This is a genomic window from Agrobacterium sp. SOY23, from assembly GCF_027212525.1.
GTDB lineage: Bacteria > Pseudomonadota > Alphaproteobacteria > Rhizobiales > Rhizobiaceae > Agrobacterium > Agrobacterium tumefaciens_I.
In genome coordinates, this window is sequence record NZ_JAPWDT010000008.1 from 1 (window position 1) to 16,120 (window position 16,120).

Below are 16,120 nucleotides of genomic sequence, written 5' to 3' on the forward strand. Positions count from 1 at the left end.
CGACTGTAATTAAAAGGTAATTTGAGATTTATCGTATAAATTAACGGCTTTTAACGATTTCAGGCTCGCGGGCCGCAAGCTATGATGGGCTTCCCCTATATAGGGTTTGTATTTGGCCCTAACAGGCCAGCGGCCCCATGCGGAAATCAATCGGAAGATGGGCTGAAACGGGCGACCAGCGCATGCGCATTTCCCGGATAGGTAAAACGCACATAGGTGACCGCGCCTGAATTGCTCCAGGTGCGACGCTCCACGACAAGACAGGCCTGCCTGTCCGAAATAGCGAGCAGGCGCGCGATCTCCTTGGATGGCGTTTCGGCGCTGATCCGGTGTTCGGCGGTACTCCATGGCACATGGCCAAGCAGCCAGGGGCCGGGTGCGATTTCGCTGAAGTCGGTTTCAGCCGCTTCCGGCACGGCGGCCAGATTGATGAGGCGCTGTTCGACACAAAATTCGCGCGCGCCCGCGAAATGGATGCAGATGATTTCGAGCAGGTCTGTGCCGGCGGAAACGTCGAGCCTTTCACGATCCCCGCTTTTGGCGCTGCGTCTCGTGCCTTCCAGGACTTTGAAACCATAGTCGAGACCGAGCGATTCAACCTCGGCCCCGATGTCATGAATCTGAAGAACGGCGGACTGGATCTGCGGCTGGCGAACGAAACTGCCGGATTTCTTGCGGCGTTCGATCAAACCGGCCTTGGCGAGCTGACCCATGACCTTGTTCACGGTCATGCGCGAACAATGATATTGATCGGCAAGGTCCACCTCGAAAGGCAGCCGATGACCCGGCGGCCATTCTCCCGAAACGATCCGGCCCTCGATGTCGCTGAGGATTCGCTGGTGCAGCGTCTGCCCGGCCGATGCTTTCGTCACGTCCGAAATGCCTTTCCCCACTGGCTTTTTTCCGTTGCTGCCGAGGCCATATCAGCTATCGAGGAGTTCGGCCATGACCTTGTTAAAGCGACCGGATATTTCACGGCGATGGATATGCTGGCCGGCCTGCACCAGTTTTTTGCCGCGTACCCAGACGGAATCGACCGCGATGCCACCGGCAAATATCCACTGATCGAGAATCTGGGAAGTTGGAAGATAGGAAACGGCGGACACATCGAGAGCAACAAAATCGGCGCTTTTTCCCTTTTCCACGCCATTTGGCGATGCCAAAGCCCTGCCACCACCTTCGAGCGCCTGCAGGAAGAGTTTTTCACCCGTGGAGCAACCGGCATCGGCGATGACGTTGCGCGCCCGAAGCGAGAGGCGCTGCGAATATTCAAGCGTCCGCAACTCTTCCGGTACGGAAATCAGGATATTGGAGTCGGATCCAACACCGTAATGGCCGCCTTCGGCGAGAAAGACCGGGGCCGGGAAGATGCCGTCACCAAGGTTGGCCTCGGTGATCGGGCAGAGACCGGCAATGGCACCCCTTTGCGCCATACGTCTCGTTTCGGTTTCCGTCATATGCGTCGCGTGAATAAGGCACCAGCGGCCATCGACTGACGCATTGTCCAGCAGCCATTCCACCGGCCTGGCGCCGGAAAAGGCGAGCGAATCGTCCACTTCCTTCGTCTGTTCCGCCACATGAATATGGATCGGCCCACCCTTTGCCAGCGGTTCGATGGCCGCCAGCTCGTCGCCGGTCACGGCGCGCAGGCTGTGCGGCGCGATGCCAAGCATGGCGCCCGGCAGGCTGTCCACCACGGCTTGGGCGCCCTGCATCAGCTTTCCGTAACTGTCGAGCGAATGGATAAAGCGTCTCTGCCCGTCGATCGGCGCCTGACCGCCAAAACCGGAATGGGCGTAAAAGACCGGCAGCAATGTGAGACCGATACCCGTTTGCGAAGCGGCCGCGCCGATACGCTCGGCCATTTCTGCGATATTGCCGTAGTGCGAACCGTCCCTGTCATTATGCAGGTAGTGGAATTCGCCGACCCGGCCGAAACCCGCCTCGAGCATTTCCATATAAAGCTGGGCGGCGACCGCCTCGACATGGTCCGGTGTCATGGAGAGCGCGAATTTATACATGACCGTGCGCCAGCTCCAGAAACTGTCGTCACCGGGGCCGCGAATTTCGGCAAGCCCGGCCATGGCGCGCTGAAAGGCGTGACTGTGGAGGTTGGGCATGGCCGGAACGATGACGGCGTGGCGCTCATCCTGGGGCTGCGGAGAAACGCCGGTTTCGACGGATGAAATAACGCCGTCCTCGCAGATGATGCGAACATCTTTCGCCCATCCACCAGCCAGAAGCGCCGCGCCCGCGTGAATTGCCGTCATGCCACCTTCTCCTTTGGTTCTTTCCGGCAAGGCCATTTCAAACCCGAAATTGCAGCTTGCCAAGCCGATTATTATGTATATACATTTAACTCACAAAGGAAAGGCGAAAAGCAAATGCCAGGGAACAATTCTACGAAGGGAACGGCGATGGGGAACGCCACGGCTTTGTGGCGCAACGCCCGGCTGGCGACTTTCAATCCTGCCATTGCCGGCATCGGCGCTGTCGAAAATGCCGTTATTGCCGTGCGTAACGGCCGCATTGCCTTTGCCGGCCCGGAAAGCGATCTGCCCGCCGAGCTCTCGACAGCCGATGAGACGACCGATTGCGGCGGCCGCTGGATCACACCCGCCCTGATCGACTGCCACACCCATCTTGTCTTTGGCGGCAATCGCGCCATGGAATTCGAGATGCGGCTGAATGGCGCCACCTATGAAGAGATCGCCAAAGCGGGCGGCGGCATCGTTTCTTCGGTGCGCGACACGCGCGCGCTTTCGGAAGAGGCATTGGTCGCGCAGGCGCTGCCGCGTCTCGACACGCTTCTTTCCGAAGGCGTTTCCACCATTGAAATCAAATCCGGTTACGGTCTCGACATCAAAACCGAGCTGAAAATGCTGCGTGTCGCCCGCAGGCTTGAGACGCTGCGCCCGGTGCGCATCGTCACCAGCTACCTCGCCGCACACGCGACACCCGCAGACTATAAGGGCCGTAACGCCGATTACATTACTGAAGTCGTTCTGCCCGGGCTGGAAGAGGCCCATGCGGAAGGACTGGCGGATGCGGTGGATGGTTTTTGCGAAGGCATCGCCTTTTCCGTCGCGGAAATCGACCGGGTTTTCGCGGCAGCGAAGCAGCGGGGGCTCCCCGTCAAACTGCATGCCGAGCAGCTTTCCAATCTCGGCGGTGCCGAGCTTGCGGCATCCTACAACGCACTTTCGGCCGATCATCTGGAATATCTCGACGAGGCCGGTGCGAAGGCGCTGGCAAAAGCGGGAACGGTGGCCGTGCTTCTGCCCGGTGCCTTCTATGCGCTCAGGGAAAAGCAGCTGCCACCGATGCAGGCGCTGCGTGATGCCGGAGCCGAGGTTGCGCTCGCAACGGATTGCAACCCCGGCACCTCGCCGCTCACCTCATTGCTGCTGACCATGAATATGGGCGCCACGCTTTTCCGCATGACCGTGGAAGAGTGCCTGACGGCGACGACGCGCAATTCGGCAAAGGCGCTCGGTCTGCTTGCGGAAACCGGCACACTGGAGGCCGGAAAATCCGCCGATTTTGCCATCTGGGATATCGAGCGCCCGGCCGAGCTCGTCTATCGCATCGGTTTTAACCCGCTCCATGCCCGTATTTTCAAGGGACAGAAGGTTTCCCCATGACCATGAAAACCATCACGCTTCATCCAGGCGCCGTGACGCTTGCCGATCTTGCCGCGATCTACTGGGAAAACGGTTCGGCAAAGCTCGACCACTCCTTCGATGCCGGCATTAAAAAAGCGGCTGCCCGCATCGCCGAAATCGCCGCCGGCAATGCGCCGGTCTATGGCATCAATACCGGTTTCGGAAAGCTTGCTTCCATCAAGATCGACGCCGCCGATGTGGCGACGCTGCAGCGCAATCTCATCCTGTCGCATTGCTGCGGGGTCGGCGCACCGCTTCCTGAAAATATCGTGCGGCTGATCATGGCGCTGAAGCTGGTTTCGCTCGGCCGCGGCGCGTCCGGTGTAAGGCTGGAACTGGTTCGGCTGATCGAAGGCATGCTGGAAAAGGGCGTCATCCCCGTCATTCCCGAAAAGGGTTCGGTCGGCGCATCCGGCGACCTCGCGCCGCTTGCCCATATGGCCGCCGTTATGATGGGCGAAGGCGAGGCCTTTTATGAGGGCGTGCTTCTTTCAGCCGGCGAGGCACTCGCTAAAGCCGGGCTGACCCCGGTGGTTCTTGCGGCAAAAGAAGGGCTGGCGCTGATCAACGGCACACAGACTTCTACGGCGCTGGCGCTGGCCGGTCTTTTCCGCGCCCATCGCGCCGCACAGGCAGCTTTGATTACCGGCGCGCTTTCCACCGATGCCGCCATGGGCTCATCCGCGCCTTTCCATCCCGATATTCACAGCCTGCGTGGTCACAAAGGCCAGATCGACGCCGGTGCAGCTTTGCGCCGGCTGCTCGAAGGTTCGGAAATCCGCGTCAGCCATATCGAAGGCGACGAGCGGGTGCAGGATCCCTATTGCATTCGCTGCCAGCCGCAGGTCGACGGCGCCTGCCTCGATCTTCTGCGGCAGGTGGCCCGCACACTGGAAATCGAAGCGAATGCGGTGACCGACAATCCGCTGGTACTATCGGACAATTCGGTCGTTTCCGGCGGCAACTTCCACGCCGAACCGGTGGCCTTTGCCGCCGACCAGACGGCGCTTGCCATTTGCGAAATCGGTGCGATCGCCCAACGCCGCGTGGCGCTGCTGGTCGATCCGGCGCTTTCTTATGGTCTGCCCGCCTTTCTTTCCAAGAAGCCCGGACTGAATTCCGGCCTGATGATCGCCGAAGTCACCTCCGCTGCGCTGATGAGCGAGAACAAGCAGATGGCGCATCCGGCCTCGGTCGATTCGACACCGACTTCGGCCAATCAGGAAGACCATGTCTCCATGGCCTGCCATGGTGCGCGGCGCCTGTTGCCGATGACCGACAATCTCTTTGCCATTCTGGGCATCGAGGCGCTTTCCGCCGTTCAGGGTGTGGAACTGCGCGGGCCGCTGAAAACCAGCCCCGAGCTGCAAAAGGCGATTGACGTGTTGCGTGCGGCGATCCCTTCGCTGGAAGAAGACCGCTATATGGCGCCGGATTTGAAAGCGGCGGCAGAGCTGATCGCCTCCGGCGCGCTGGTCTCAACCATTTCGGGCGGCATTCTGCCGAAGCTGGAGGTTTGAGATGATGGACGTTTTATCCTCCTCCAACGCCGTTTGTGCAATGGGGTTACCCCCGACAGAAAGGGCTGATCGATGACCACCCCTTTTTCTCTTCACCAGGGCACCTCGCCCATCATCCTCGGCCTGCCTCACACCGGTACGGATGTGCCGGTGGAAATTTGGGATCGCCTGAATGACAACGGCAAAATTCTCGCCGATACGGATTGGCATATCCATGAGCTTTATGCCGGGCTTCTCGACAACGCCACGACCGTGCGGGCCACCTTCCACCGCTACGTGATCGATGCCAACCGCGATCCGGCCGGCGTGAGCCTTTATCCGGGCCAGAACACGACCGGCCTTATCCCGGAAACGGATTTCGACGGAAAGGCCATCTGGAAAGAGGGAGCGGAGCCGAACGAAGCCGACATCGCCTATCGCCTTGAAAACTTCCACGCGCCCTATCATGCAGCGCTTGCGGCGGAAATCGAACGGGTGAAATCCATTCATGGCATCGCCATTCTTTATGATTGCCATTCGATCCGCTCGCATATCCCCTTCCTGTTCGAGGGAAAGCTGCCAGATTTCAACATCGGCACGGATATGGGCAAGACCTGCGATCCGGCGATCGAGACAATCGCCGTCGAGGTGACCGCAGCAGCAAAGGGCTATGACAGCATTCTGAACGGCCGCTTCAAAGGCGGCTGGACGACGCGCCATTACGGAAAACCGGAAATCGGCGTGCATGCCATTCAGATGGAGCTGGCGCAATCCACCCATCTTCAAAACGAGCACCCGCCTTTTGCCTATGACACGGGCAAAGCCGAACGGCTTCGCACCCATCTCAAGACCATTCTCACGCGCATGGAAAAATTTGCGCTCGACACGAAATGATAAGGGGAAAGCACATGAACAATCCACGCCACAATATTCGCGACGTCCGCGCACCGCAGGGCACTGAACTCAATGCCAAAAGCTGGATGACGGAAGCGCCGCTGCGCATGCTGATGAACAATCTCGATCCTGACGTCGCCGAGCGCCCACATGAGCTGGTGGTTTATGGCGGCATCGGCCGCGCCGCCCGCACCTGGGACGATTTCGACCGTATCGTCGCGACGCTGAAGGACCTGAACGAGGACGAAACCCTCATCGTACAGTCCGGCAAGCCGGTCGGCGTGTTCCGCACCCACAAGGATGCACCACGCGTGCTGATCGCCAACTCCAATCTGGTGCCGCATTGGGCGAACTGGGATCATTTCAACGAGCTGGATAAGAAGGGCCTTGCGATGTACGGCCAGATGACGGCCGGTTCGTGGATTTACATCGGCACGCAGGGCATTGTGCAGGGCACCTATGAAACCTTCGTCGAGGCCGGCCGCCAGCATTATGACGGCAACCTGAAGGGCAAATGGATCCTGACCGGCGGCCTTGGCGGCATGGGCGGTGCGCAGCCGCTGGCCGCCGTCATGGCTGGCGCCTGCTGCCTTGCCGTCGAATGTGATGAAACGCGCGTCGATTTCCGCTTGCGCACCCGTTATGTCGATGCGAAGGCGCATACGCTGGATGAGGCGCTGGCGCTGATCGACCAGTGGACCAAGGCAGGCGAGGCGAAATCCGTCGGCCTGATCGGCAATGCCGCGGAAATCTTCCCGGAACTCGTCCGTCGCGGCGTCCGCCCCGATATCGTCACTGACCAGACCTCGGCACACGATCCCGTGCATGGCTATCTTCCCGCCGGCTGGACCGTTGCCGAATGGCGCGCCAAGCAGGAAAGCGACCCGAAGGCCGTTGCCGCTGCCGCCCGCGCCTCGATGAAGGTGCATGTCCAGGCCATGGTCGATTTCTGGAACGCCGGCGTTCCGACGCTCGATTACGGCAACAATATTCGCCAGGTCGCCAAGGATGAGGGACTGGAAAACGCCTTCGCCTTCCCGGGCTTCGTGCCGGCCTATATCCGCCCGCTCTTTTGCCGCGGCATAGGCCCCTTCCGCTGGGCTGCCCTTTCCGGTGATCCGGAAGACATCTACAAGACCGATGCCAAGGTGAAAGAACTGCTGCCCGACAACAAACACCTGCATAACTGGCTGGATATGGCGCGCGAGCGCATCGCATTTCAGGGTCTGCCGGCGCGCATCTGCTGGGTTGGGCTTGGTGACCGCCATCGCCTCGGGCTTGCCTTCAACGAAATGGTCAAGAACGGTGAATTGAAGGCGCCGATCGTTATCGGCCGCGACCATCTCGACAGCGGCTCCGTCGCCTCGCCCAACCGCGAGACCGAAGCCATGAAGGACGGCTCGGATGCCGTTTCCGACTGGCCGCTTCTCAATGCGCTGCTCAACACCGCATCCGGCGCGACCTGGGTTTCGCTGCATCACGGCGGCGGCGTCGGGATGGGTTTCTCGCAGCATTCCGGCATGGTCATCTGCGCCGATGGCACGGATGATGCCGCTCGCCGCCTGGAACGGGTGCTGTGGAATGATCCGGCAACCGGCGTCATGCGCCATGCCGATGCCGGTTACGACATCGCCGTGGAATGCGCCAGGGAGCAGGGCCTGCGCCTGCCCGGCATTCTCGGCAATTGATCCGCCCACGGCCGGAAATGGAATACCATTTCCGGCCGGTCCTTCTTAGAGATGGAAACCATGACCCTGCTGCGCGCAAGCGACTACAAGCGAATGCCCTGGAAAAATGGTGGCGGCGAAACAGTGGAAATCGCCATTTTTCCGCCCGGCTCTTCCGTGGAGGACTTCGACTGGCGCATCAGCATGGCGGCGGTTGCGAATGATGGGCCGTTTTCGATCTTTCCCGGCATAGACCGCACTCTGTCGATTCTTCAGGGAAACGGCATGGCGCTGGCAATTGCGGCTGGCGATCCGCTGCTGCTGACAATGGAGAGCTCGCCCCTGCCCTTTCCGGCCGATGTTCCCGTGAACGCGACCTTACCGGATGGCCCGATTACCGATCTGAACGTCATGACCCGGCGCGCAACCTTTCGTCATGTGGTGGAAAGGCATTCCGGACCATTTTCAGGCGAAGCAGCCGGGAACATCACACTTGTTCTCGCGCTGGAACCTCTGACGGTCTCCACCGGTGACAGCAAGAACCGTCTGGAGAAACTCGATGGCCTGCTGATCGAAGGCGGTTTGTCGTTCGTCATCGAAGCGGATCAGAGCGAAAGCGCGTTTTTTCTGATCACGCTCGAGCATATCTGAAGTCTTTCCAGAACATGCGTTGCGGTTCCGCCTAGACAAGGCGCAAACTGCTGACGCCTCAATCCAGACCCAGCGGATCAGCCACGCGCGGCCAGAGTTCAAGGCTCGCCTTGCGATAGGGCGTTTTCGCCGGATCGGTCGGATAGGACGTCGGAGCCGCTATATAAACGATTTCGGAGGCGACCGGCGCAAAGCCGGCGTGGAAATGGTTGGTCGATTTGACCAGCAGCACATTCTTCTTCGCGAAATCGATGCCGAGATTGGAAAAGATATCCGGCTCATAAGTCTGCGTTCGGCTGGTGATGAGGATAATATCGATCTCCGTGCCGAGCGGCCGGACGACAGCGGCGCGGCCAAGCGTTACGCGGCTATTGCGGAAACTCTGCCAGCCGGCCTCGGCCGTGCGCATCACCCTTATGTGGAAATCGAGCGGCTCCCCGCCCTCGGGGCTGGATTTGCCTCCGATGCGCAGATCGATCTCGGCCCCCTCGCCTGCGGCGTGACAGAAAGACACTGCAATCGGATCCCAGATCGTCGCGACGGCAAAATTGTCCATGCCGCGCTCCACCATGCGCCGCAGAATATGAGTGGCGTCGCCGGCAACACCGCCGCCGGGATTATCCCATATGTCCGATACGACGACCGGCTTCTCCGGGTTGTTGCTGCGAAGGTTGAGAACGAGGTCGAGGCCCGATTCCGTATCCAGCATCGGCATCGCGGTCAGCTTGCGCATGGCATAAAGCTCGTGGCCGAGTTTTTCGGCCAGCGCATCACCCTTTGCCTTGTCATTGTCGGTGACGACAACGATCCGGGTCCCCATATCCGGTACGTCGCCGGCCATGAAGCCGTGAATGACGGAAATCGACAGGACACCGTCCTTGCCCTCCATCGCCTTCAATCGGTCGACATAAGAACGCATCGGTTCGCGGCTGGTCGGGTAGATGGTGATCATGCGGCAATCGAAAGTGGAGATGACCGGACTGATCTCCCCCCGAAGCGTACGCAGCGCCATTTCCACGACATGCTCGCCGCGTTCCTCAAAATCCGTATGCGGAAATTCCAGAAATGTTGCCATGATATCGAGATTTTTGACCCGAAGCGCCGTCAGATGGCTGTGCGGATCAAACTCCGCCGCGACCAGCACATCCGGTCCGACCAGAGCCCGGACACGGGACAGGAAATCCCCTTCAGGGTCGTCATAACCCTGTGCCACCATGGCGCCATGCAAGCCAAACACCACGGCATCGACCGGCAGGGCCGCAGCAAGCTCGGCAAGAATGGTATCCCGCAACGTTTCATAGGTCTGGCGCTGGATGAGACCCGCCGGTTCCGCCCAGCAGGAGGTACCTTCGATCACCGTAAACCCTTCCGCCTTGCCGCGACGGCGCAAAATCGGCACGGGTGACGAGCAAAGCGTCGGCGTTTCCGGATGCTCCCCCGGTCCGGCATAAAAAGCCGCGCGAAATGCATCCATATCCGTCGGGACGGGTGAAAACGTATTGGTTTCCGTGGCGAGCGACGCCGTGAAGATGCGCATGTCTTTCGATTCTCGTTGCCGGTATCTGCATTCCCGCAGCTTCCGATTCAAAATTTACTTAGCCGGGTAATTTTACCAGACCGTTCCCCGCGCCGCGACCTCTTCAACCCGCGTTACAACGCCGTTTCGATGAAACACCATCCGGTCGAAAAGATTGCTGACGACGCAGGTGTGGTTCGGCACGACCTGGAGCACATCACCGATTTCAGGCCGACCCCCGGTGCAGCCGGATAGATCGACAACCGCATGCTCTTCAGAAAGCGAGATGATTTTTGCGCCCTCGTAACCCTCGATCAGCCCATAATCACTGAAACCCAGAAGATCTGAGGTCAGGGCCTTGGAACCGCAATCCAGTACCGCCCGATCGGCGGTCGGCCTTGATACGACCGTGGCGAGAACATGCATTGCGAGATCGCCAGCGCTGCAATGCCCGGCGCGCAGCATCGAACGGTCATTATAGACATAGGTGCCGGCCCGATGTTCGGTGGCGGAAGGAACGAGATGGGCGGAATAAAAATCCGGTGAGCCGCCGCTGGATCGAACCGGGCAATCTACTCCCCTTGCCGCAAGCAACGCCATGGTCTCACGAATGAAGTTTTCCACCGTCTCGGCGCCGCCCGGTGCCGGATAGGTCAAAATGCCCTTGAATGTCAGGCCCGGTGCCGCAACGATCTGTTCCGCAAGCGCCAGTGCCGCTTCCGGCGTCTGCACACCACAGCGCTTGCCGCCCGTATCGCATTCAACGAGCACGGCCAGCGGTCTTTCCACATCGAATGTATCGGCAAGGCCGGCAATCGTCACGGCGCTGTCGGCCACGACACTCAGCCTGCCGATGCGTGTATTCAGCACCTTCAACCGCGAAAGCTTTACCGCACCGAGAATATTATAGGTGATCAGGATATCATCGAACCCGGCATCCGCGAAAACCTCTGCCTCACTGACCTTCTGGCAATTGATGCCGATCGCGCCCACCTGAAGCTGCTGTTTGGCAACGGCGGGTATCTTGTGTGTCTTGATATGCGGCCGGAACGCCTTGCCATGCGCATCCAGATAGGATTGCGCCCTGAGGATATTGGCGGCGAGCCTGTCCTCATCAATGACGGGCATGGGCGTCGAAATCGCGTTGAGGGCTGTGCCCGCATCAGGCCAGGGATAGCTCATGATCTACTCGCAAAATTGCAAAATCGGAGGCTTAAGCCAGCGGCTTATAGGCGATAACGTCCATTTCCACCTTGGCATCCACCATCAGCGGCGATTGCACGGTCGAGCGCGCCGGCGGATGATCGATGAAATGTTTCTGGAAAACGGCGTTAAAGCTTGAGAAATCCCGCGCATCATCCAGCCAGACATTGACCTTGACCACATCGGCAAGCGTACAATCGGCAAGCGCCAGAACATCCCTGATATTGGCGACGACCTGCTCCGTCTGCGCGACGATGCCGCCAGTCACGACCTCACCGTCGACGGTCGGCACCTGACCGGACACGTAAACGAAATCGCCAGCCCGCACGGCCTTGGCAAAGGGCCGACGCTGTCCGCCCGCCTGATTATCGGCCGTCTCGTATCTTACCAGTTTCTGTTTTTCCACGCGCCCTCGCAAATTATTTTCATAATCTCAGAATATTTCAGCTTTTGTAGCCGATTTTATGGCGCATTTCCATAAGTCATGTAAATTATTTAGCGCACCGCAATCGTGCGCGCATGTCGTACCGTTGGGCCTCATTCTCATTTACAGGCATGAAATACGCGGTTCGCTTACGGAAGCGGGCTCTATCTCAATAGGAATACCGCCCTTCTACAGCGCGCGCCAACCTGCGCAATACCTTCACGCACGGTTCTCCAGCTCGTGACCGGCATGTCGCAAGCTTCCACACACAAGCGCGAAAAGTTTGCCGCGGCTAACATGGCGCGAGATCTTTACCGCCCGCCCGCGACAAGAGGCTATATGTTTCAGCTGGCCCTTTCAGCCCATCAGCCCCGCGCGGAAACCCGATCGATTGTCGAAACGACCTTGTCGGTGACGATCTGCGCAATCTTCTGCGCCTGCACGCGAATATCCGGAACAGCGGTTATTTCCCAGAACCGGCCCGCCGTCAGCGCACCGGCGGCAAACAGACCGAGCCAACGTTTCCCGTCTGTCCGCAACAAACGGGACTCATCATCCACCTCGACCCCCAGCCCGAAGGGATCGAGCACAAGAACCCCGTCATCCCGCATGGTTTCAAGAAGGCGCGAGTGGCCGATACCGGCCCGCTCCATGCCCGTGCAGTTGATGACCCAATCCACCTGCAGCTCCTTCAGCACCTGCGTGTGCCTGCGGCGATAACGCACCGCAATCCCCTCCTCCTGTTCCTCAATCGCGCGAAGGTAACCCGCATGGATCTCCAGAACGCCATCCGAGAGCAATTTCGCGAAAGCATCGGAAACTTCAGGCGCGATGCGGTGCCGGTGAATATTCCACCATGGCAGGGCATGCCGAAGGAAACGGCTGCGTTGCGCCGGTGTAAGGCTCTGCCAAAGCGTTTGCGTTCTTGGCCGCAAACCATCCATCACGGCGCGCCACGGCGTTCCCTCTCCCACCTGCCTGCGCAGGGTCTGCAATATCCGGCTGATTTCCAGCGCACCCTGCGGCAAGTTCGGCTCCGCGGGAGGCGATGGCGGACTGACATGTGGGTGCGGTACTAATCCACGACGGGACAGGACATGGATCGGCCCCTGATGCCCCTTCCCCCGTAGCGTCAAAACCTGATCGATCATCGTCAGGCCTGAACCCAGAATGCAGATGCGATCACCCGCTTTCACTTTGGACAGCCATCCCGGCTGCCAGCAATGGCTGACGATACGGTGTGTCTCACCTTCGTCCTTCGCAACAGTTTGCACCGGCAAACTGGCCGAGCCGACGCCGAGACATAAAATCACATTCTTCGCATGTAGCTGCTCGTCATTTTCCAGGACAAAAGAAAAGCCACCGACACCGTCCGGCCGACAGGCGGAAGCCTTGGCCCGGATGAAATCCACCCTTGCGCGCTGCTCCCTGCTTCTCAGCAGGTTTGCCAGTCTGTCTCGAAGATAGAGGCCATAGTCCCCGCGCGAAGCGAAGGCCAGCGGGTCTCTCGTGATACCGTTCTCTATCAGCCAGTCGACAAAGTCTTGGGGCCGATCGGGAAAGACGCTCATTCTTCCCGCTGGCACATTCAGCCGGTGATAGGGCAACTCCGTACGATAAGCAGTGCCACGACCGAAATCCGATTCATCACCAACGATGGCAATCGACGCCTCCGCCGGCAATGAGGATAAAAGATGAGCGGCCGTACAGATGGCCGAGAAACCCGACCCGACAAGAGCGACATCATAGGACATTCATTCCTCCAACCTGCGACAGTTTAGACAAGCGAGCGGCGGGCGCCCAACTGAACAATACCCTAGTCAACAAGTAGAGATTAAACGCCCGCCAATGTCTACCCCACACTTTCCGCCATTATGATTCATTGTATGGGGCACAGATCGAGCCAAAAGTTAGCCGCGGCAAACTTCAGTGGCAGGCGCTAGCCACCCGGAAACAATCCAGCCGTTGCTCCATTATTGACGTCGAGAAAGAAAAGTTAGCCGCGGCTAACCGTCAAACCGTCAAACCGTCACAAAAACCAAATGTGATTCTTCCACAATGCCTTAGCGGCACTTTCGCACCTGAGAAAAAAGCCTATTGCGCCAAAAAGAGAATCGGCGCTTATATCTCAGTTGCGGAAAAAACCGCCTTTTTCGAAAAAAACCGCTACTGCAATTTCGAGCGAAAGAAGACCGATGACACAGAGTGCCGATTTAAGACGTGCCGCAGGAGCACCGGACCTGACCAGTCTTATACAACAGCATTCGGCTGCGTTGTCAGCCCAATTGCAGGCTCATAATGCAAATACATTTTCACCGCATACCGAAAAGAGCATGCGCCATTTTTCGCCGGCCGAAACCGCACGGTTGATCGGCATTGGCGAGGCCTATCTGCGCCAGATCGCCGCCGAGCGTCCCGAGCTTGACGCAGCGCAGGCTTCCGGCCGCCGTTCCTATTCGGTTGAGGATATGGACGAGATCAGAAAACTGCTTGATCAGGGTGCACGCGGCACCCGCCGTTATCTGCCGCATCGCCGGGACGGCGAAGAGTTGCAGGTCATCGCGGTCATGAATTTCAAGGGCGGTTCGGGGAAAACCACGACCTCGGCGCATCTGGCACAATATCTGGCACTGCGCGGTTATCGCGTGCTTGCCATCGATCTCGATCCGCAGGCCAGTCTCTCCGCCCTCTTCGGCCATCAGCCGGAGATCGATGTCGGCCCGAACGAAACACTTTACGGCGCGATCCGCTACGACGATGAGCGCCGCCCGATCGCCGAGATCGTTCGCGGTACCTATATTCCCAATCTCCATATCGTTCCTGGCAACCTGGAACTGATGGAGTTCGAACATGATACGCCCCGCGCGCTGATGCGCCGCGCTCCCGGTGATACGCTGTTTTTTGCCCGCATCGGCCAGGCCATCGCCCAGGCGCAGAACTTCTACGATGTCGTCGTCATCGATTGCCCGCCGCAGCTCGGTTATCTGACGCTTTCAGCGCTGACGGCCGCCACATCGGTTCTCGTCACCGTTCACCCGCAGATGCTGGACGTCATGTCCATGAACCAGTTTCTTGCCATGACCGGCGATCTTCTCGCGGAAATCGGCAGGGCCGGTGCGCGTTCGGATTATAACTGGATGCGTTACCTGATCACCCGCTTTGAGCCGAGCGACGGGCCACAGAACCAGATGGTCGCTTTCCTTCGCTCTATCTTCGGGGAAAACGTCCTCATCCACCCCATGCTGAAAAGCACGGCGGTTTCGGATGCGGGACTGACCAACCAGACACTTTTCGAAGTCGAAAGAACCCAGTTCACCCGGTCTACCTATGACCGCGCGCTGGAAGCCATGAACAATGTAAACGCTGAAATCGAAGGACTGATTAAAAAAGCGTGGGGTAGGGCAGCATGAGCAGAAAACAGATCTTCGCCAATCTTGGCACCCCGGCCGCAGATAGCAATGACACCGCAGCCGAGCGGTCGCGTCCGCGCATCAGGCCCATTCTCGGCTCTCCTGAGCTCGTGACGGATGTTCTGAATTCACCGGTCGGCATGATCGGCCAGTCGCTCAACGAAGTCTCCGAACGCGCCAAGCGGGCGGAAGAGATCGAAAAGCAGCTTGCGGAAGGCCTGACGATCGTTTCGCTCAGCCCTGCGGATATCGATCCATCCTTCATACCGGATCGCATGCCGGCTTCTGAAGAGGCCGATGCGGGTCTGGTGGAAGCCATTCGCGAGCAGGGTCAGCAGGTTCCCATTCTGGTTCGCCCGCATCCCGATTTCCCCGGCCGTTATCAGGTCGCCTTCGGCCATCGCCGTCTGCGTGCGGTTTCGAGCCTCAGTATTCCGGTCAAGGCGGTCGTTCGCGATCTGAGTGACGAACAGCTGGTCGTCGCCCAGGGTCAGGAAAACAACGAGCGCCGCGATCTCACCTATATCGAAAAGGCGCGCTTCGCCCAGAAACTGCAGATGCGGTTCCCGCGCGACACAATCATGGCTGCCATGTCGCTGCACAAGGGCGATCTTTCCAACATGCTGTCGGTTGTCGGCCGCATTCCGGAGGATCTCGTCGATCTCATCGGCCCGGCGCCAAGTGTCGGCCGCCGCAACTGGATGGACCTTGCCGACCAGCTTTCCTCATCACAGGTCAAGGAAGCGGCCCGCGCCTATGTAAAGGATGCGTCCGTTGCTGCTCTGCCATCGGAAGAACGGTTCAAGTCGCTGCTCGATTTTCTGAAGCCCAAGGCACAGGCCAAAAAAATGGGCGTCTGGTCTTCGGAAACCGGCGGCCGGCTTGCAAAGGTGGTCGAGAGTGACCGCAAGCTGGATATCTCGATCGACAAGAACGAAGCCCCGGAATTTGCCGAATTCGTTCTCGAACATCTTCAGACGCTGTTTGCCGAATACCGGTCCAAACAGTGAGTTTTAACGCGAACGACTAACAGGAGACGCATCACAAAAGAAAAAAGCCCCCGAACGTTGCCGCGCGGAAGCCTTTCTTTGATTTAAGCACCCGAAGAATCTCATTTCCGCGAATCATAGTCAAGAGTCTTGGCATCGAATTTTTCGGTGAGCGATTTTCTTTTGCCTTGTGAAAGGTGAA

The 16,120-nt window shown here is 59.0% G+C and carries 13 protein-coding genes; 7 read left to right on the top strand and 6 right to left on the bottom strand.

The window, feature by feature from the left end:
* Window positions 1–146: 146 nt before the first annotated feature.
* Entirely contained in the window at window positions 147–872 is a 726-nt protein-coding gene (gene hutC / locus O3S81_RS20940) for a histidine utilization repressor (RefSeq protein ID WP_269346340.1), read from the bottom strand.
* A 51-nt stretch (window positions 873–923) separates the two neighbouring features.
* On the bottom strand, window positions 924–2,270 hold the full coding sequence (locus O3S81_RS20945) for a formimidoylglutamate deiminase (RefSeq protein WP_269346342.1): 1,347 nt from the start codon (window positions 2,268–2,270) through the stop codon (window positions 924–926).
* A gap of 147 nt (window positions 2,271–2,417) precedes the next feature.
* On the opposite strand from O3S81_RS20945, the gene hutI reads away from it, so the two are divergent.
* The 5 genes from hutI (at window position 2,418) to O3S81_RS20970 (ending at window position 8,376) form a co-directional block, all read left to right on the top strand.
* Complete coding sequence (gene hutI, locus O3S81_RS20950; RefSeq protein WP_331284200.1) at window positions 2,418–3,644, top strand: imidazolonepropionase; 1,227 nt, start codon at window positions 2,418–2,420, stop codon at window positions 3,642–3,644.
* Window positions 3,641–5,185 carry a histidine ammonia-lyase gene (gene hutH / locus O3S81_RS20955; RefSeq protein WP_269346345.1) on the top strand — a complete coding sequence of 515 codons (1,545 nt, stop codon included), beginning with the start codon at window positions 3,641–3,643 and terminating at the stop codon, window positions 5,183–5,185. The genes hutI and hutH overlap by 4 nt, the downstream gene beginning before the upstream one ends.
* Before the next feature lie 72 nt (window positions 5,186–5,257).
* Window positions 5,258–6,058, top strand: coding sequence for an N-formylglutamate deformylase (gene hutG / locus O3S81_RS20960; protein WP_269346347.1), 801 nt, complete (start codon window positions 5,258–5,260; stop codon window positions 6,056–6,058).
* 14 nt (window positions 6,059–6,072) lie between these two features.
* Window positions 6,073–7,746, top strand: a complete 1,674-nt coding sequence (gene hutU, locus O3S81_RS20965) for a urocanate hydratase (protein ID WP_269346349.1) — start codon at window positions 6,073–6,075, stop codon at window positions 7,744–7,746.
* Window positions 7,747–7,806: 60 nt separating this feature from the next.
* A complete protein-coding gene (locus O3S81_RS20970; RefSeq protein WP_269346351.1) occupies window positions 7,807–8,376 on the top strand; it encodes a HutD/Ves family protein in 570 nt (189 codons plus the stop codon).
* 58 nt (window positions 8,377–8,434) lie between these two features.
* On the opposite strand, the gene O3S81_RS20975 is transcribed toward O3S81_RS20970, so the two are convergent.
* The 4 genes from O3S81_RS20975 to O3S81_RS20990 form a co-directional block, all read right to left on the bottom strand.
* Complete coding sequence (locus tag O3S81_RS20975; RefSeq protein ID WP_269346353.1) at window positions 8,435–9,913, bottom strand: M81 family metallopeptidase; 1,479 nt, start codon at window positions 9,911–9,913, stop codon at window positions 8,435–8,437.
* 72 nt (window positions 9,914–9,985) lie between these two features.
* Window positions 9,986–11,074 (bottom strand): D-TA family PLP-dependent enzyme, encoded by a 1,089-nt coding sequence (locus tag O3S81_RS20980; RefSeq protein ID WP_269346355.1) that lies wholly within the window; start codon window positions 11,072–11,074, stop codon window positions 9,986–9,988.
* A gap of 31 nt (window positions 11,075–11,105) precedes the next feature.
* Complete coding sequence (locus O3S81_RS20985; protein WP_269346357.1) at window positions 11,106–11,501, bottom strand: RidA family protein; 396 nt, start codon at window positions 11,499–11,501, stop codon at window positions 11,106–11,108.
* A gap of 383 nt (window positions 11,502–11,884) precedes the next feature.
* Window positions 11,885–13,273, bottom strand: a complete 1,389-nt coding sequence (locus O3S81_RS20990) for an FAD/NAD(P)-binding protein (protein ID WP_269346359.1) — start codon at window positions 13,271–13,273, stop codon at window positions 11,885–11,887.
* A 441-nt stretch (window positions 13,274–13,714) separates the two neighbouring features.
* Here O3S81_RS20990 and repA point away from each other — a divergent pair, with 441 nt between their 5' ends.
* Both repA and repB read left to right on the top strand, forming a co-directional pair.
* A complete protein-coding gene (repA, locus tag O3S81_RS20995) occupies window positions 13,715–14,929 on the top strand; it encodes a plasmid partitioning protein RepA (protein WP_269346360.1) in 1,215 nt (404 codons plus the stop codon).
* Complete coding sequence (repB, locus tag O3S81_RS21000; protein ID WP_269346361.1) at window positions 14,926–15,939, top strand: plasmid partitioning protein RepB; 1,014 nt, start codon at window positions 14,926–14,928, stop codon at window positions 15,937–15,939. The genes repA and repB overlap by 4 nt, the downstream gene beginning before the upstream one ends.
* The last annotated feature ends 181 nt before the right edge of the window (window positions 15,940–16,120 follow it).